Origin of the sequence: Shewanella vaxholmensis (assembly GCF_031932135.1) — a bacterium.
In the GTDB taxonomy this organism is placed as follows: domain Bacteria; phylum Pseudomonadota; class Gammaproteobacteria; order Enterobacterales; family Shewanellaceae; genus Shewanella; species Shewanella hafniensis.
The window spans coordinates 38686-54416 of record NZ_JAUOEV010000030.1; the positions used below are offsets into that span (position 1 = coordinate 38686).

Below are 15731 nucleotides of genomic sequence, written 5' to 3' on the forward strand. Positions count from 1 at the left end.
TTATGCAGTAGGATCCCATGAGTCAGGTATTAGACGATCTTTTATCATTACTTTCCCTTGAGCAAATTGAAATCGGCCTCTTTCGTGGTCAGAGCCAAGATCTGGGATTTGGGCATGTGTTCGGTGGTCAAGTGATGGGGCAAGCGCTGAGCGCCGCTAAACAAACCGTCCCCGCTGAGCGTAAGGTCCACTCATTACACTCCTACTTTTTACGTGCCGGTGACGAGAAGTTACCGATTGTGTATGAAGTCGAAAATATGCGAGATGGCGGCAGTTTTAGTGCCCGCCGCGTGAGTGCAATCCAAAAAGGTCGACCGATTTTCCACATGACCTGTTCCTTCCAAGAACCTGAAGAAGGATTTAGTCATCAAGCGATGATGCCGCAAGTACCTGGACCAGAAGGTTTATTGAATCAGCAGGAATTAGCGCTGACTATGCGGGATAAAGTGCCGCCGAGCATACTCGAAAAGTTTATGGCCGATGCGCCCATTGAGATGCGACTGGTTAATCCATTACATCCCTTTGCGCCTAAAGAAACTGAGCCGTACCGTCATGTGTGGATGAGGGCCAATGGTCCCATGCCAAATGACGCCCATATTCATGAATATTTACTCGCCTATGCCTCGGACTTTAACTTTCTCGTGACAGCGGCTCAGCCCCACGGCGTGTCGTTTTTAAGTCCTGGAGTGCGCATGGCGACGATAGATCATGCGATGTGGTTCCATCGCCCGATTAATATGGGAGAGTGGTTGCTTTACAGTATTGATAGCCCCAATGCCAGCGGTGGCAGAGGTTACGTCAGAGGGCAGTTTTTCAATCAACAAGGTGAATTAGTGGCTTCTTCTACCCAAGAAGGCCTGATCCGCATGGTAAAAGGACGTTAATATGTATCTGAAAATAAAGTCGTTTGTATTGTTCTCGCTCATGGCTATTCTACTCAATGGCTGCGTGACGGTGAAACCTGAACCCCCGATTATTATCAATGGCGCAGCGGGTTATTTAGAGAAAATTCCCTTGCCTCAAGGTTGCCAAATCACTATTGCAATTATTGATTTGAATACCCCGGGTATTATCGTCGCACAGAAAACCTTTAACATCGCCAGATCGCCAGTGCCGTTTAAATTTACGCTGCCTGCAAAATCGATCGATAAGAGTATCCAATATGGCGTAGTGGCGATGATCAAGTTCCAAGACCAAGTGATCTTCCAAACCTATGACAGGTTCCCTGTCGTCAATAATGATAAGTTCACGACAGAAGTGTTAATGAAGGCGGTCATGGCTAATTAACCACGCTTAATTATCGCCTCATATCGGTCTTGGATTGATAAAGATGTAGCCCTTTCAATTTATATTGGAAGGGCTTTTTAATGGTTAATATTCGGGTATTCATGCTGTAAATGTAAAATCAAATATGATTTTGCTTTACACAGAGCTAAGAATATTAATGCATAAGTTAGTATCTATTTATAAGTGGCGCCATTTTGTAAAAAGATATCCCCCTTGGCTTTGTTAATGGTTGGCTTTATTTTTGTTATTGAGTTGTTTGGTGTTTGTTTGTTTTTATTTGTTAAAATGTTTTATGTGTAACAGAAGGTTTTTACGAATAATAATATTTTTACAGTCACTCGCTCTGTTTTTTTATTGCACTATCTTGGTGCTATAAGATTTAAGTGTTCAAGTTAATTTACTGATTTTAAATAACTATTTATATTTAGCATTTTTGTTCATGAGCTTTAATTTACCGGCTATTTAACCTGCGAAACAATCTATTTCTCTTTTTTAAAATAAATAGAAGCTGATATACGATTTACTGAATTACGTTCTGTTAACTTGATGTTTTAATTTGTATCTTTGCGTGTTACAAATTGTAGCAATAAAACTCAGTGATCATCATCACAGTAAATTGAATGGTTATTCATAAAAAATGTCAGTTACAGGTGACGTTCTTGGTTGTTGCAATGTTTTCAAGCCACCAACCTGAGTTTTATAAATCATACAACTTATAAGAATTAGGGAAGTCACAATGAAAACTAAAATAGCACTAGCAGTGTCTATGGCGCTGTTATCGTCGGCGGCAAATGCGCAAACAGTTTTATCACCCACTGGTGAAACACTTCAGTTAGATATTCCAAGTGAACTACAAGCAATGTCATTACGCGGTAATGCTGCCGGGGCTGAAGTTAAGTTTGTACCAGAAGCAGATTTAGGTGAGGGTGAATATACTTATATCGTTCGTTTACGCGATAGTTCGGTTGCTAATTACCAAGGAACTATTCCAGGATTGAAAGCGACTAGTTCACAAAGAGTGCAGGTAAACGGTACTTCAAAAGTTGCTGTGAACGGTAAACTTGATGCTTCTAAAGCTGAAGTCAAAAGTTATGTTAGTTATTTGAAAGTAAAACAGAACCGATTTTTAGCTAACGCAAGTGCGGCTATTGGCACCAATCTGCAGCCATTAACGACCTATCAGTATGCGTTAAACGGTATGGCAGTTCGCATGACTCAAGCTCAAGCGAAGAAAATGGCTGAGTTACCTGAGGTTGCGTTTGTTGAGCGCGAGCGCATGGAACAAATGGAAACTGATGTCAGTCAAGCGCTTATCGGTTCGCCAAATGTATGGGATGGCAGTGCAACGGGCACTAAAGCCATGGGTGAAGGTGTGATTGTCGGTATCATCGACTCAGGTATTAACTCTGACCATGCTTCATTTGCGGATGTTGGCCAAGATGGTTATGACCACACTAACCCATTAGGTCAAGGCATCTATATTGGTGACTGTAAAACTGACTTCGCCAGCATGTGTAACGACAAACTGATCGGTGTCCGTAGCTATCCAGAAATCACCAATAACTTTGATGACGTAAAAGTGTATGGTGACACCCCTCCGGCAAAAAATGGTGAGGATTACGGCGGACACGGTTCGCATGTCGCCAGTACTGCAGCGGGTAACATTTTAGTGAATGTCCCTTATGTGCAAGGTGAAACAGGCAAGTTAGAAAGTGATGGCATTGCGACGGGCCTTGAGTTTGCGCAAATCTCAGGTGTTGCACCACATGCAAACATCATTGCCTATCAAATTTGTAATCCAGGTAATGCGGGCGACACTTATTCTGGCTGTCCAACTGCGCCGATTTTGAAAGCGTTAGATGATGCTATCAAAGATGGTGTCGATGTGATCAACTTTTCGATTAGTGGTGGTGGAAATCCGTGGAATAGTGCAACAGAACAAGGTTTCTTAGCTGCGCGTAATGCGGGTATTTTTGCTGCAGTCGCTGCGGGTAACACACGTGGCGCAACAAACACGAGTCCTGCAATTAATCAAACGCCTTACTCTACACCTAAAAATGCACCTTGGTATACGTCAGTTGCTAATTCGACTCACAATCGTGACATAGTACGTGCCGTTGAATTTAATGGTAAAAACTACAATTACACTGCGGGATCGGGTCCAGTTCAAACTGAAGTGCTCAAAGGTGTGCCTGTTTATGCTGGTACAATTGATGCGGCTAATTTTGAAGCCTGTAAACCATTTGCCGCAGATGCTTTTAAAGACAAGATCGCTGTTTTAAGACGCGGTACTTGCTCATTTGATATTAAAGTTGCTGCGGCGAAGGAAGCTGGCGCTAAAGGGGTGATTGTTTTCAATAGAGATGGTGAAAATAATGAACGCTTGACCATGTCAGGGCTAGAGAAATTGGATATTCCCGCAGTATTTATTGGCGATCTCGATGGCTTAGAACTGATTGCTGCTATGGCGGCAAATCCAGCGCTTGAAATCACCCTGTCGCCAACTCCTAAAGTCGTCAGCAAAGAATCGGATGTTTTAGCTGCCAGCTCATTGATCGGACCTAACTTAACTAACGATGTACTTGTGCCTTATGTTGCTGCACCGGGTAGTGATATCTACGCTGCTTATTCAGATCAACAATTCGGTCATGATGAAACAGGGACAGATCCTGCTGATTTCACGTTGATGTCAGGTACTTCAATGGCGAGTCCTCACGTTGCCGGTGCTGGCGCGTTACTTAAATCGCTGCATAAGGATTGGACGCCAGATAACATTCGTTCTGCGTTAATGATGACAGCAACGACAGCCCAAGCCATGAAAAAAGCCGATGGTAAAACCGTTGCAGATCCGTTTGACGTAGGCGCAGGCCGTATTCGTGTGGATTTAGCGGCAAAATCTGGCTTAGTGATGGATGAAAGTGCCTTAAACTACGAGATTGCTAACCCTACAACAGGTGGCGATCCACGTAAGCTAAACATTCCAAGCATGGCTGATTCACGTTGTATCGATACTTGTACTTGGACACGTACTGTCACTGCAACGGCTGACGGTAGCTGGGCTGCAAAAGGTGTTTCCGCAACCGATAAGTTCGCGTTAACTGTGACGCCAGAAAGCTTCAACCTGAAAAAAGGTGAGAGCCAAACTATCACAGTAACTGCGGATGTGACTGACGTCGGTGCAAGTTGGGGCTTTGGTAACTTAGTATTAGCTTCGGAAGCCTTCCCAACGGCTAACATGCCGATCGTAGCTAAGATTGCTAAACGCGATTTACCAACGGTTGTACCCGTTTTAGCCTCACGTGATGCCGATGAACTTAATTTGGCGCACTTGAAAGCGATTGATCTACCGGGTGTTGCGGCGACAGTGACTGCACTTAAGTTAAGCGCAACTTATGAATCCAGTGTGAAACAGGATTCAAATACCGATAGTGCATTTGATGATTTGGCCGATGGCGTAAAAGTATTTAGCTTTAACGTTGAAGACAAAGCGTTATATTTCAATGCATCAATCGGTAATACCACCTCTCCTGACTTAGACATGTTTGTGATACTCGATAAGAAAGATGGTAGTCCACTTTCTATCGCGGCATCTTCAGCGTTTGGTGGTTCAAAGGAAAGTGTATCTATTAAGAACCCAGTGAAAGGTGAGTATATTGTCGTGATACAAAACTATCAGGCATCTGCAGCCGATGCGGATGATGCCTTTAGTTTGAAACAAGTGACCTTATACGATGAAGCGGGTGATAACTTAACGGCAAATCTTACCGGTGATCATAAAGATTTCAACGTCAACTTAGCATGGAAACAAGCGATGTTAGTGGGCGATGCTGGCTTGGCAATGCTGACTCTGACCACTACTGATGACAAAGTCGCACCGGTTAAAATTCCGGTTATATTTGAGCGCGTCAATGATGATGTTTTACCGCCTCTAGGTAGCACTGTTTCTGGCGAGTTAACGCCAGGCGCCGCTAAAGTGATGAAGACCCGTGTCGAAGCGAACAAAACGCAAGAAACCCGCGTTTACACCTTAGAAGCGTTATTACCAGAAGGTCATGAAGTGGCTAATATCAGCCATCAAGGTACGCAAGTGGGCAATAAGATCACTTGGACTATCGAGATGGCCTCTGGTGCCGCGGCGCAAGATGTGACGTTTGACTTAGTGCCACGTAAGGCAAGCCAAGACAACCTTGTGACTTTGACCAACAAAGTGAACAACGAGTCGGCTGAAATCTTGAAGCAAGAATATCAATTTGATGTTCCAGAAGTAGCGCCAGTGGCAGTGATTGAAGCACCGGTGTCTGTTCAAGAAGGTAAACCACTGTTTATCGATGCGAGCAAGTCATCCGATGCCAACAATGATCCATTAACCTACAAATGGACTCAGTTAGGCGGCGCGAGCTTTAACTTCGACGCTAATGCAGCCAAGCTTAATCTCGTGGCGCCAGAAGTGAGTGGTACAGCTCAAACCGTGTCATTCCAACTTACTGTAGCGGACAACCATGGCAACAAAGATTCAAGTGTCGTGTCTGTGTCTGTGACTGAAACACCAGCTAAGAAAGATGATGGAGGTTCATTAGGTTGGTTAAGCTTGTTATTGCTACCATTTGCCTTTGGTCGTCGTAAACAAGGCTAATCGCTCAGGGTTAAATCGAGAAGTTTAACAGTAATTTAATGGTAAAAAGAGAAGGGCTGATATTGATATCAGCCCTTTTTGTTTTAATCGATTTAGGTCAGCGATTTGACATCAAAAAATCGACAAAGGCACGGTCTGCTTGACTGACGGGGCGTTGTTTTTTCCATGCGATATGCAGGTTCAAAAATACTGGTGGATCGAAGGGTTTCGCTAAAATGTCATCTTTTGAGCTTATTGCCATTTCGAGCACGCTGGTGATCCCAAATCCTTGGGAAACAATCTGTTTGATAAGGTTAATCAAATTAGTCTCGAAGGCGACATTGGGCTTTTTCCCCAGATCCTTGGCTTGCGATAGGATCCACTCGCGGTGGAAATAACCTGTCTTGAACATGACTAATTCATGGTCGAAAAAGTCATTGAGACTGACGGCGTTATGTTCCGCTAAAGGGTGTTCGGCTCCCATAGCTATCACCATTTGCTCACGGATCAACAGCTGACTATCAAATTCGGGTTGTAGGTCTTGGGCGGTAATGATCGCAATATCCACTTCTTCCTGTTGCAACATACGCAACGCGTCGCGCGTCCCGCCTTCAAACAGTGATAGTTTTAACTCGGGGTATTTATGCCGAAAAGCCATTAAGCGCGAGGGCAGGTAGAAAGACCCCAGCATGCCCGGCACGGCAATGCGGACTTCCCCCGAGGTGAGATTGGCCATGGCACGGATTTGCGCTTCGGCCTGCTTAATCTGTTTCAGGATCAAAGTGGCATGTTGATGCAAGACTAAACCTTCGGCCGTGAGTGCGAGCAGCTTGTCATTCTTGTTGCTCGTACGATTGACTAAAGTCACGCCGAGTGCAACTTCTAAGCGCTTGATACTTTGGCTTAACGCCGGTTGAGCCATATTCAGTTTCTTGGCTGCAGCGGTAAAGCTACCAGTACTGGCAAGGGCATCTAAATGTTTGAGTTGGCGGATATCCATCAATCGGGCCCATACTGTTGAATAGTGGTAAGGTCGGTGCGTTGTGGCCATAACAAAAATCAATGATAGCGATAGATATTATCTATTATTGTTATGTTATGCCCAGTGATAACCTTTGTCTATCCTATGAGTGATGCTTTGTCGAGGCTCCTGTGCAAGCCGTGTTAGATACTATGATTGATCATAAACAGCGTGATACCCGACTGATGTGGGCGCTATGTGTTGCCTCTGTGGTGGTGTATATCAACTTGTATCTGATGCAAGGCATGCTGCCGCTGATTGCGGAGCATTTTGCGGTATCAGGGTCTAAAGCGACGTTAATCCTGTCGGTAACCAGTTTTTCTTTAGCCTTTTCATTGCTCTTGTATGCGGTACTGTCAGACCGTATCGGTCGACACACACCGATTATTGTCAGCTTGTGGTTGTTGGCGCTATCTAACTTACTGTTAATTTGGGCACCGGATTTTAACGGGCTAGTGCTAGTGCGATTGCTGCAAGGTGCGTTACTCGCTGCCGTGCCAGCAATTGCTATGGCGTACTTTAAAGAGCAGTTGTCACCGAGCACTATGCTCAAAGCCGCGGGCATTTACATTATGGCGAATAGCATTGGTGGCATTGTTGGCCGTTTACTCGGCGGCGTTATGTCGCAGTTTTTATCTTGGCAAGAATCCATGTGGCTGTTGTTTTTAGTCACCTTAGCGGGCGTGGCTTTAGTGAACTATTTGCTGCCTTCACTTGCCGATTCGCAGGCCATGTCACAGAGTAAAACCGAGCCCTCTTTATCAAAACGCGCCCGTTTAGCCCAAGATCTTCATGGCTTTAGCCATCATCTCACCGATGCACAAATGCGCTTGGTCTACGCGATTGGCGGCTTAACCTTTATGATGATGGTGAATCAATTTAGTTTTATTCAGCTGCATTTGATGGCGGCGCCCTATGAATGGAGCCGCTTTCAAGCAACCTTGATTTTCCTGTGTTATTCCAGCGGCACTATTGCGTCGTATTTTACCGCGAAATGGCTCGCCAAATTTGGCCAACATAAGTTATATCAGTGGTCTTGGTGCGTGATGTTGCTCGGAAGCTTACTGACCCTGTTTGATACCACTTTAACCATTAGCTTAGGTTTTTTGATGACAGCCTGTGGCTTCTTCCTCACCCACAGTTGCTGTAATTCCTTTGTCGCGATGCGCGCCAGTCGCGATCGGGCTAAGGCGACATCACTGTATTTATGCTGTTACTACTTAGGTGCGGCGATTGGCGGCCCTTATTTGATGATGTTTTGGCATGAGGCGCAGTGGCGCGGCGTGGTGATGGGCTCGTTAACCTTACTGGCCTTGATTGCCTTAGCCATCACCCGTTTGCATTACCATCAAACGCATGTCAAACGGGTATTAGTCTAGCTTTCAATTTGTTGTTTAGTCATCGGAATTAATGTACTGCTTGCGGTCTAAATCATATTTACGCATTTTGTCGTAGAGGGTTTTGCGGGGCAGTTCCAACTGTTCCATTGTCTGCTTAATGCTGCCCTTGTTGTGGCTGAGCGCTTCTTCAATCAGTACCCTTTCAAAAAACTCGACTCGTTGCAGTAATGACATGCTCGAGTGCAGGCTTGGGGTATTGCCCAAAGTGCCAGCAAAGGCGGCTTCTCCGCCCAGCAGTACAAAGCGTTCGGCGAGATTACGTAACTCACGCACATTGCCCGGCCAGTCGTGGGAAGTGAGTATCGCGTTTTGCTCGGCATTTAAGGCGATAAGCGCTTTGTGATAGCGTGCCGATGCAACTCGAGCAAAGTGCAGGAAGAGTAACGGAATATCTTCACGGCGATCCCGCAGGGGAGGGATAGGCACAGTCACCAGATTTAAGCGATACAACAAGTCTTGGCGAAATTCCCCCGTGTCACACAAGCTTTTTAAATCCACCTTAGTGGCGGCAATCACACGTATATCTAAGTTGATGCTTTTGTTTGACCCTAAGCGTTCAACTTTACGATCTTCAAGTACCCGCAGCAGTTTTACTTGCAGCGATAGTGGTGTACTTTCAATTTCATCTAAAAATAATGTGCCGCCGTTGGCGTATTCAAACTTACCCATGCGCATCTTATCGACGCCGGTAAAGGCACCTGCTTCGGCGCCAAAGAGCTCACTCTCAATTAAGTTTTCAGGGATCGCCCCACAGTTGATGGCGACAAAGTTGGCTTGGCTGCGGCTGCTGTGATCGTGTAAATAGCGGGCGACGAGTTCTTTACCTGTGCCTGTTTCACCTTCGATTAACACGTCAGCTGGGGTATCTATCACTTGATCTATGATGTGGCGCATGCGGTTGATGCCGACGCTGTTACCCAAAATGCGCGGGCCTGGTACGCTCTGGCTTTCGAGATCCTTTTTAAGCTTACGGTTTTCTAAGGTCAGGCTGCGTTTATCTAAGGCGCGCTTCACCACATCGAGTATATGTTCGTTATTAAAGGGCTTTTCGAGAAAGTCGTAGGCACCTTGCTTTAATGCATTGACTGCCATGGCGATATCCCCAAACCCTGTCAATAACACAACGGGGAGGTCGGGGTCCTGCAGGCGGATTTGTTGCATTAAGCTGATGCCATCTAATTGCGGCATGTTGACATCTGATATCACCATTCCCGCCCAATCCTTATGCAGGAGTTTAGCGATCCCTTTCGGCTCTGTGGTAGCGAGCGCCTTAATGCCCTCAAGTTCAAATAGCTGAACGAGAACTGTGCCTATGTGCGGCTCATCGTCGATGATGAGTACAGAATAATCTTGGATAGAATTGGGCACACTCATGAGACTAACATTCCTCAAGCAAATAAATAGGTAAAATAATCTGGAAAATGGCGCCACCTTCTTCGGCATTGGCGACGTTAATTTGGCCTTGCATAGATTCGATAATACGCTGAGAAATGGATAAGCCAAGCCCTAGGCCATGCCGCTCGTTGGTGGTGAAATAAGGTTCGAAGATTTTCTCCATTTGGCTTTCACGTACGCCAGGACCTGAATCTTGGATACTGATGCAGAACTTATCTTCACTGGTTACGCGGATAATCAAGCGGCGTTTATCCGATTGCTGCATAGCGACAATGGCGTTACTCATGATGTTGACAAATACTTGCTGCAATCGGACCTTATCGCCCCAAACTTGATAGCTACCATTGGGAAGTTGCACATCGAGCTCAACACCTTGTTTGTCTATTTCTGGCTGAACGATAGTGAGCGCTTGCTGAATGCAGCGCCCAATATCGGTAGCGCTATCTGTGCCTTGGCTCTTGCGGGTGAAGCTTTTAAATTGGCCGACAATATCGGCCAATCTATCGGTCAGCTCAATAATAATCTTGATATTATCCAGTGCTTTATCTTGCATATTACGGGCTAGAAAGGTTTGAGTGTTTTGGGCATAGCTGCGAATCGCGGCAAGTGGTTGATTAAGCTCATGGTTAATACTGGCGGATAAACTGCCGATCACTGTGAGTTTAGCCGCTTGAATGAGTTCATCCTGAGTATCTTTAAGCTGATTGTTCGCCTGCTGCAAGTCTTGAGTTCGTTCTTCTACGCGTTGTTCTAACAGGCTTTGTGCCAGTTGCATGCGCTGTAGGTTGCGCCGCCGCTCGGCACTAAACAAGATGCTGAGTGCCAGCAATAGATAAATACTGGCCGACAGTAACATCAGCGCAGGTAAAGACGACAGCAAGGGTTTGATGGGGGCTAAGATATGCACCCGCCAGCCAGCTTTGGCCATTAACTGATGATTATCCATGTATTGCTCATGATCTCTACCTGTTTGCAATTGGTAGAGCATAGCTTGGCTGCCACTCTCATAGGGTGGCTTCATTAACAGCTCACCTATGGGGCGTTCTGCGTAACGCTTTGATGCATTGAGCATATACTGTTTGGCTTGGGTAAGTGGGGTGAGTGACTTTAACCGCCACTCATCGACACTGGAGATAAAAACAATGTCCTCTGGGTCGCTGATAAGGAATTGATACTGGCCCGCAATGGCCATGCTTGTGCTTTGCTGCTCGATACCGCTAATGTCCACTTTGACAATGATCGCGCCGAGTATGCCTTTACCGCCTTGCTGATAAATAGGGTAGGAGAAATAAAAGCCACGCTTATCTGAGCTGGTACCCACGGCATAATAACGGCCTAAATTACCCGAGATAGCATCGGTGTAATAGGGCCTAAAGGAATAGTCCTTGCCGATAAAGGAGAAACTCTGTTGCCAGTTGCTGGCGGCAATGGCGATCCCTAAGGCATCAATCAGATAGATATCTGACGCCTCAGTGACATGCTGGATTTCTTCCAGATATAAATTAAGCTCTTGGACTTTATCAGGATTTTGTTGATCGTTCAGTACATTGGCGAGCATAGGGTTAGTTGAGAGCACATGGGGAATACTTTCGTAGCGCGATAACGCCCCATCAAGGAAACTGATTAATTCTTTTAGTTGTTTCTCAGATTGAGTTTGGATCTCGATTTTACCTTGATGCAAATGCACCCAATAGGTCAGTTTGAGTGTTGCAAATAGACCTGCAAGTAACACTACAGTGAGAAAGAGGCGTTTCTTGGCCTTAGGCGTCATGGGCAACATGGTGGCTATCCTGATAAAGCGACGGTATCAATCATTGAGACTGTACATCATAAAACAAAGCGAGCCTGACTAGGCTCGCTTAAAAACTAACTGTAATCAAGGGGTAATCTCATTACCTTGAATTTCAGCTTAATATCCACGCATCGAATCCAACCATTCTGGTAAGAAGAGCGAAATCTGCGGCACGTAAGTGATCAAGGTTAAGAAGGCTAACATCAATAGTAACCAAGGCAGAACCGATTGAATGACCCAACCAATACTCTTACCTGTGATCCCTGCGGTAACAAAGAGGTTGAGCCCCACCGGCGGCGTGAGCATACCTATCTCCATGTTCACCACCATTATGATACCTAAGTGAATAGGATCTATGCCTAAGTGAGTCGCGATAGGGAAGAGGATCGGCGCCATAATCAGGACAATCGCCGATGGCTCCATAAAGTTACCAGCAGCAAGTAGCAGTAAGTTAACAATGATCAGGAAGCCCCAAGCGGGTAAACCCATATTAACAATATGCTCAGCGATAATATGCGGGATACGCTCAGTGGTTAAGACATGCGCGAACAACATAGCGTTAGCTATGATAAACAGCAGCATGATACTGACCTTAGCGCCATCACGCACTACGTTACGTATGTCTTTGTCGATAGGCGTTTTAATCAGTCCTAGGAACATGTGACCTAAGTTACGTGCCGCGGCTTTAGGTAAGCTTTCACCTTGGTTGCGCCAAGCCACCTCTTTTAATGGTCCAATGTCACGGTAACCAAATACCGCAATAAAATACGCATACATACAAGCTACCGCTGAAGCTTCAGTCGGGCTCGCAACGCCGCCATAGATAGAGCCTAGAACGATAAGGATGAGTGCTAATCCACCCAAAGCTTTAGCGCTTGAAATCCCTAGTTGTTTAAAGCCTGGAAAAGGACGCGAAGGCAGGTTCTTAAAGCGGGCGACGATGTAGATAACGATCATCAGGATGAATCCCATCATTAAGCCTGGAATTAAACCTGCCATAAACATTCTTGCTGCGGACACTTCGGTCGCTGCCGCATACACCAACATCACAATGGACGGTGGGATCAAAATACCAAGTGTGCCTGAGGTGGTGATAACCCCCGCCGCAAACTTCTCGGGATAACCCGCTTTAACCATGCCCACAATCACGATTGAACCAATCGCCGCTACGGTCGCGGGTGATGATCCTGAAACCGCCGCAAACAGCATACACGCCATAACAGATGCCATCGCTAATCCACCACGGACATGTCCAATACTGTCCATGGCAAAATCGATAATCCGTCTCGCGACGCCACCAGTTGAGAGGAAGGCGGATGACAGAATAAAGAAGGGGATAGCGAGTAGAGTGTAATGCTCCGATGAAGACTCATACAGTTTGAGTGCCACTGAGGCTAAGGAGTCATTCGAGAAAAACAAAATGGTGAGCATGCTGGAAAAACCTAACGCGATAGCGATAGGCATACCGAGAAACATACACACTAATAGGGCGGTAAATAGGGTTGCAATCGCCATTATTTAGTCTCCTTTTCGTCAGAGACGGGTTCTTCATTGGCGTTTTTAACGCTTTCATCGATTAAATGCATACTTTCTTTCGCTTCATCAGCAAATTGGAAGCCAGTGACTTGGTCACGTAGGATGGCAATAAAGAGTTCGGCGAATCGCCAAGTCAACATCGAAAAACCAATGATCAAAATACTCTGAGATAGCCAAATAGGGACTGCGCCATCTTCAACATCAATCCGTAAGGTGTTCCAAGCAAAGTCTGGATCGAGGCTTTTTAACAAAAATTGGGGGAAATTAATATCTTCCATAGGCACACCAATTTGATACATCTGGCTTAAGTAATCCCAACTGCCTTTTAAAAAGAGTCCGCAATAGACAATACAGACAAAGGCGGTAACGAGGGACGTTATCTTTTTGGCCCGAGGCGCTAAGTTTTTAACGAAGGCATCGACACCAATGTGCGCGCCAACTTTTACCCCATAAGACATACCAAACAACACAAACCAACCGCAAAAGGTCAGTGTGAGTTCTTGGATCCACAGAAAACCCGTATTGAAGAAGAATCGTGCGACGACTTCTGAAAACACTAACAACGTCATCAGAGTGATCAATAAATTGAGCACACCTTCTTCAAAATAACCAAATATTCGCGATATCACAGCCATAATCCCCTCGCTGAAATGGCCGCTTAACCTCGGTTGAGGTTAAGCGGCTATCATCATTATTATTTATTTGCAGCTACAGCAGCTTCAATCACATCTTTACCGATTTGCTCTTCAAATTTAGCCCAAACTGGTTTCATCACATCGACCCATTTTTGACGTTCAGCAGGCGTTAAAGTCACTAACTGTGAACGTTTAGAATCTAGGATTAACTGTTTGTCTTGGTTATCTTTCTCAGCGGCAATTTTGTTACCTAATGCGATAGATTCATCTAATGCTTCTTTGATGATCTTACGTTTGTCAGCAGGTAAGCCTTTCCAGAAAGTGTCAGAGGTCACGACCATGTAGTCGAGTACACCGTGATTACTTTCAGTGATTTGGCTTTGCACTTCATAGAACTTTTGTGAGTAAGTATTTGACCATGTGTTTTCTTGACCATCGATAGCGCGGGTTTGCAGCAGGGTAAATACTTCAGAGAAAGGTTTTTTCACTGGAATAGCGCCGACAGCATCAAACTGAGCCGCCAAAACATCAGATGCCATTACGCGGAACTTCAAGCCCTTTGCATCAGCAGGATTTTTAAGTGGCGTGTTAGCCGAGAACTGTTTCAGGCCATTGTGCAAATAACCTAGACCGACAATCCCTTTACGGGTCATAGAGTTCAGCAGTGTTTGACCTGCTTCACCTTGTTGGAAACGGTTTACCGCATCCATATCATTGAAGAGGAAAGGTAAATCGAATACTTGTAGGCGTTTAGTGTAACGTTCAAATTTTGAGAGTGACGGCGCAACAAATTGCACGTCGTTTAACAGTAGTGCCGCTAACTCGTTGTTATCCCCAAATAACTGTGAGTTAGGAAATACACTGACCTTGTATTCACCCGGTAAACGTTGTTCAACGAGTTCTTTAAACTTAAGTGCCATTTGGCCTTTGGGCGTATTTTCTGCCACAACGTGCGAAAACTTAATTTCAATAGGTTCTGCAAATACGTTAAAGCTGGTTGCGAACACGGAGGCAACGGCGAGCATTTTGACTAAGGTTTTGAGTGGACGGGTCAATCCAGTTTGTTGATTCAATGTCATCTTGAGTTCCTTTTTCTGTTGTTAGGATTTGTCCTCAGTCTTGGTTAGTTTGTTACCAAGTTTGAGTAGGAATACAGCCTTGATTTCCCTGAGGTCTGTCTTACTAAAGGCAAATACCACGCCAACTTACACTGACTTCTGTAAGTGTTTGGTTACTAAAGTGTAGTTCATTTGATGTTTGTCACACTTTTAGTTTTGTGGGTGAGATCTCGCTCACAGTGATTTTGTATTTGGGTGGGAACCCACCCATGGCGCGGATCTGCCTCAAATAGATAGCCCTTGGCGGTGCAGGTTTATTAAACAAACTTAGTTATTTTGAGATCAAAAAATGCCGCAAAAGTATGCGCTACGCTGAAACATGCGTGATGGATTATTTTGGGATAAGCAGTGTAGGCTGATTGTGTGGTTAATTGTGGTCAAGTCGATGGTGTTTGTCGTCAATCAAGACAAGGAGTCAGTTGGCGCAGTTAATCATCATCTAAAAGGATACGTTTTAGGATCGCATCGCTAGGCAACAACTCTAAGTGGCCTTGTTCGTCAAAGTACCAACCGGTAATAAAGCCCTTTTGGCGCATACTGACGAGATTATGCATGACTTCCCGTGCTTCCTTGAGTGCCGTTTGCTCATCGCAAGCGTGGGTATGCTTTAAATAAGCGGCAATATTGGCAAGAGAAGCGGATTGACTGACGCTGGCCATAATGTTGATCTCCAAACAATGCTAAAAGCAGAATGAAATCAGGCTGAGTGTCGATAGAGCTTGGTATTTTACGGATTATAAAAGGCGAAAGAGTAAAATTTAGCACTCGCTGATTGAGATCAAGCATAGTTGAGTCAGCGTGTTGGTAAAGTTTATTGGGGGGATAAATATGGTGGTCGCTACTGGGCTCGAACCAGTGACCCCCTCCTTGTAAGGGAGGTGCTCTCCCAGCTGAGCTAAGCGACCTGGGATGTAACTTGTGTATTGCAGAATATG

The 15731-nt window shown here is 45.2% G+C and carries 11 protein-coding genes and 1 tRNA gene; 4 read left to right on the forward strand and 8 right to left on the reverse strand.

From position 1 onward, the window contains the following. The first annotated feature begins 17 nt into the window (after positions 1–17). The 3 genes from tesB to Q4Q46_RS19825 all read left to right on the forward strand — a co-directional run bounded on the left by tesB (position 18) and on the right by Q4Q46_RS19825 (position 5920). On the forward strand, positions 18–884 hold the full coding sequence (gene tesB / locus Q4Q46_RS19815; protein ID WP_006085518.1) for an acyl-CoA thioesterase II: 867 nt from the start codon (positions 18–20) through the stop codon (positions 882–884). A 1-nt stretch (position 885) separates the two neighbouring features. Then, a complete protein-coding gene (locus tag Q4Q46_RS19820) occupies positions 886–1287 on the forward strand; it encodes a YbaY family lipoprotein (RefSeq protein ID WP_311906863.1) in 402 nt (133 codons plus the stop codon). A gap of 736 nt (positions 1288–2023) precedes the next feature. Next, positions 2024–5920 (forward strand): S8 family serine peptidase, encoded by a 3897-nt coding sequence (locus Q4Q46_RS19825; RefSeq protein ID WP_311906864.1) that lies wholly within the window; start codon positions 2024–2026, stop codon positions 5918–5920. A 97-nt stretch (positions 5921–6017) separates the two neighbouring features. Here the strand turns inward: Q4Q46_RS19825 and Q4Q46_RS19830 are convergent, their stop codons facing one another. Then, complete coding sequence (locus Q4Q46_RS19830; RefSeq protein ID WP_006082306.1) at positions 6018–6899, reverse strand: LysR family transcriptional regulator; 882 nt, start codon at positions 6897–6899, stop codon at positions 6018–6020. Positions 6900–7051: 152 nt separating this feature from the next. Between Q4Q46_RS19830 and Q4Q46_RS19835 the strand changes: the two genes are divergently transcribed. Then, positions 7052–8299, forward strand: coding sequence for an MFS transporter (locus Q4Q46_RS19835; RefSeq protein WP_311906865.1), 1248 nt, complete (start codon positions 7052–7054; stop codon positions 8297–8299). A 15-nt stretch (positions 8300–8314) separates the two neighbouring features. On the opposite strand, the gene Q4Q46_RS19840 is transcribed toward Q4Q46_RS19835, so the two are convergent. The 7 genes from Q4Q46_RS19840 to Q4Q46_RS19870 all read right to left on the reverse strand — a co-directional run bounded on the left by Q4Q46_RS19840 (position 8315) and on the right by Q4Q46_RS19870 (position 15701). Continuing rightward, positions 8315–9694, reverse strand: coding sequence for a sigma-54-dependent transcriptional regulator (locus Q4Q46_RS19840; protein WP_107948256.1), 1380 nt, complete (start codon positions 9692–9694; stop codon positions 8315–8317). Between the two features lie 4 nt (positions 9695–9698). Further along, positions 9699–11495 carry a sensor histidine kinase gene (locus Q4Q46_RS19845; RefSeq protein WP_220590655.1) on the reverse strand — a complete coding sequence of 599 codons (1797 nt, stop codon included), beginning with the start codon at positions 11493–11495 and terminating at the stop codon, positions 9699–9701. A 129-nt stretch (positions 11496–11624) separates the two neighbouring features. After that, positions 11625–13022: a TRAP transporter large permease gene (locus Q4Q46_RS19850; RefSeq protein WP_006082297.1), complete on the reverse strand. Its 1398-nt coding sequence runs from the start codon at positions 13020–13022 to the stop codon at positions 11625–11627. Continuing rightward, the gene (locus tag Q4Q46_RS19855) at positions 13022–13678 is read right to left on the reverse strand and encodes a TRAP transporter small permease (protein WP_220776914.1); all 657 of its coding nucleotides are present in this window, start codon (positions 13676–13678) and stop codon (positions 13022–13024) included. Before Q4Q46_RS19855 ends, Q4Q46_RS19850 begins: the two co-directional genes overlap by 1 nt. A 59-nt stretch (positions 13679–13737) precedes the next feature. Continuing rightward, on the reverse strand, positions 13738–14757 hold the full coding sequence (locus tag Q4Q46_RS19860; RefSeq protein ID WP_311906867.1) for a TRAP transporter substrate-binding protein: 1020 nt from the start codon (positions 14755–14757) through the stop codon (positions 13738–13740). A gap of 467 nt (positions 14758–15224) precedes the next feature. Next, positions 15225–15455, reverse strand: a complete 231-nt coding sequence (locus Q4Q46_RS19865; protein ID WP_006082294.1) for a hypothetical protein — start codon at positions 15453–15455, stop codon at positions 15225–15227. Positions 15456–15625: 170 nt separating this feature from the next. After that, positions 15626–15701 (reverse strand) — tRNA-Val (locus Q4Q46_RS19870). Positions 15702–15731: the final 30 nt, after the last annotated feature.

What these genes read in the sequence shown, in the direction of transcription:
- Q4Q46_RS19820 (WP_311906863.1), top strand. Translation starts at nt 886, where the DNA reads ATGTATCTGAAAATAAAGTCGTTTGTATTGTTCTCGCTCATGGCTATT.
- Q4Q46_RS19855 (WP_220776914.1), bottom strand. Translation starts at nt 13,678, where the DNA reads ATGGCTGTGATATCGCGAATATTTGGTTATTTTGAAGAAGGTGTGCTC.
- Q4Q46_RS19865 (WP_006082294.1), bottom strand. Translation starts at nt 15,455, where the DNA reads ATGGCCAGCGTCAGTCAATCCGCTTCTCTTGCCAATATTGCCGCTTAT.
- Q4Q46_RS19825 (WP_311906864.1), top strand. Translation starts at nt 2,024, where the DNA reads ATGAAAACTAAAATAGCACTAGCAGTGTCTATGGCGCTGTTATCGTCG.
- tesB (WP_006085518.1), top strand. Translation starts at nt 18, where the DNA reads ATGAGTCAGGTATTAGACGATCTTTTATCATTACTTTCCCTTGAGCAA.
- Q4Q46_RS19840 (WP_107948256.1), bottom strand. Translation starts at nt 9,694, where the DNA reads ATGAGTGTGCCCAATTCTATCCAAGATTATTCTGTACTCATCATCGAC.
- Q4Q46_RS19850 (WP_006082297.1), bottom strand. Translation starts at nt 13,022, where the DNA reads ATGGCGATTGCAACCCTATTTACCGCCCTATTAGTGTGTATGTTTCTC.
- Q4Q46_RS19860 (WP_311906867.1), bottom strand. Translation starts at nt 14,757, where the DNA reads ATGACATTGAATCAACAAACTGGATTGACCCGTCCACTCAAAACCTTA.
- Q4Q46_RS19830 (WP_006082306.1), bottom strand. Translation starts at nt 6,899, where the DNA reads ATGGATATCCGCCAACTCAAACATTTAGATGCCCTTGCCAGTACTGGT.
- Q4Q46_RS19845 (WP_220590655.1), bottom strand. Translation starts at nt 11,495, where the DNA reads ATGTTGCCCATGACGCCTAAGGCCAAGAAACGCCTCTTTCTCACTGTA.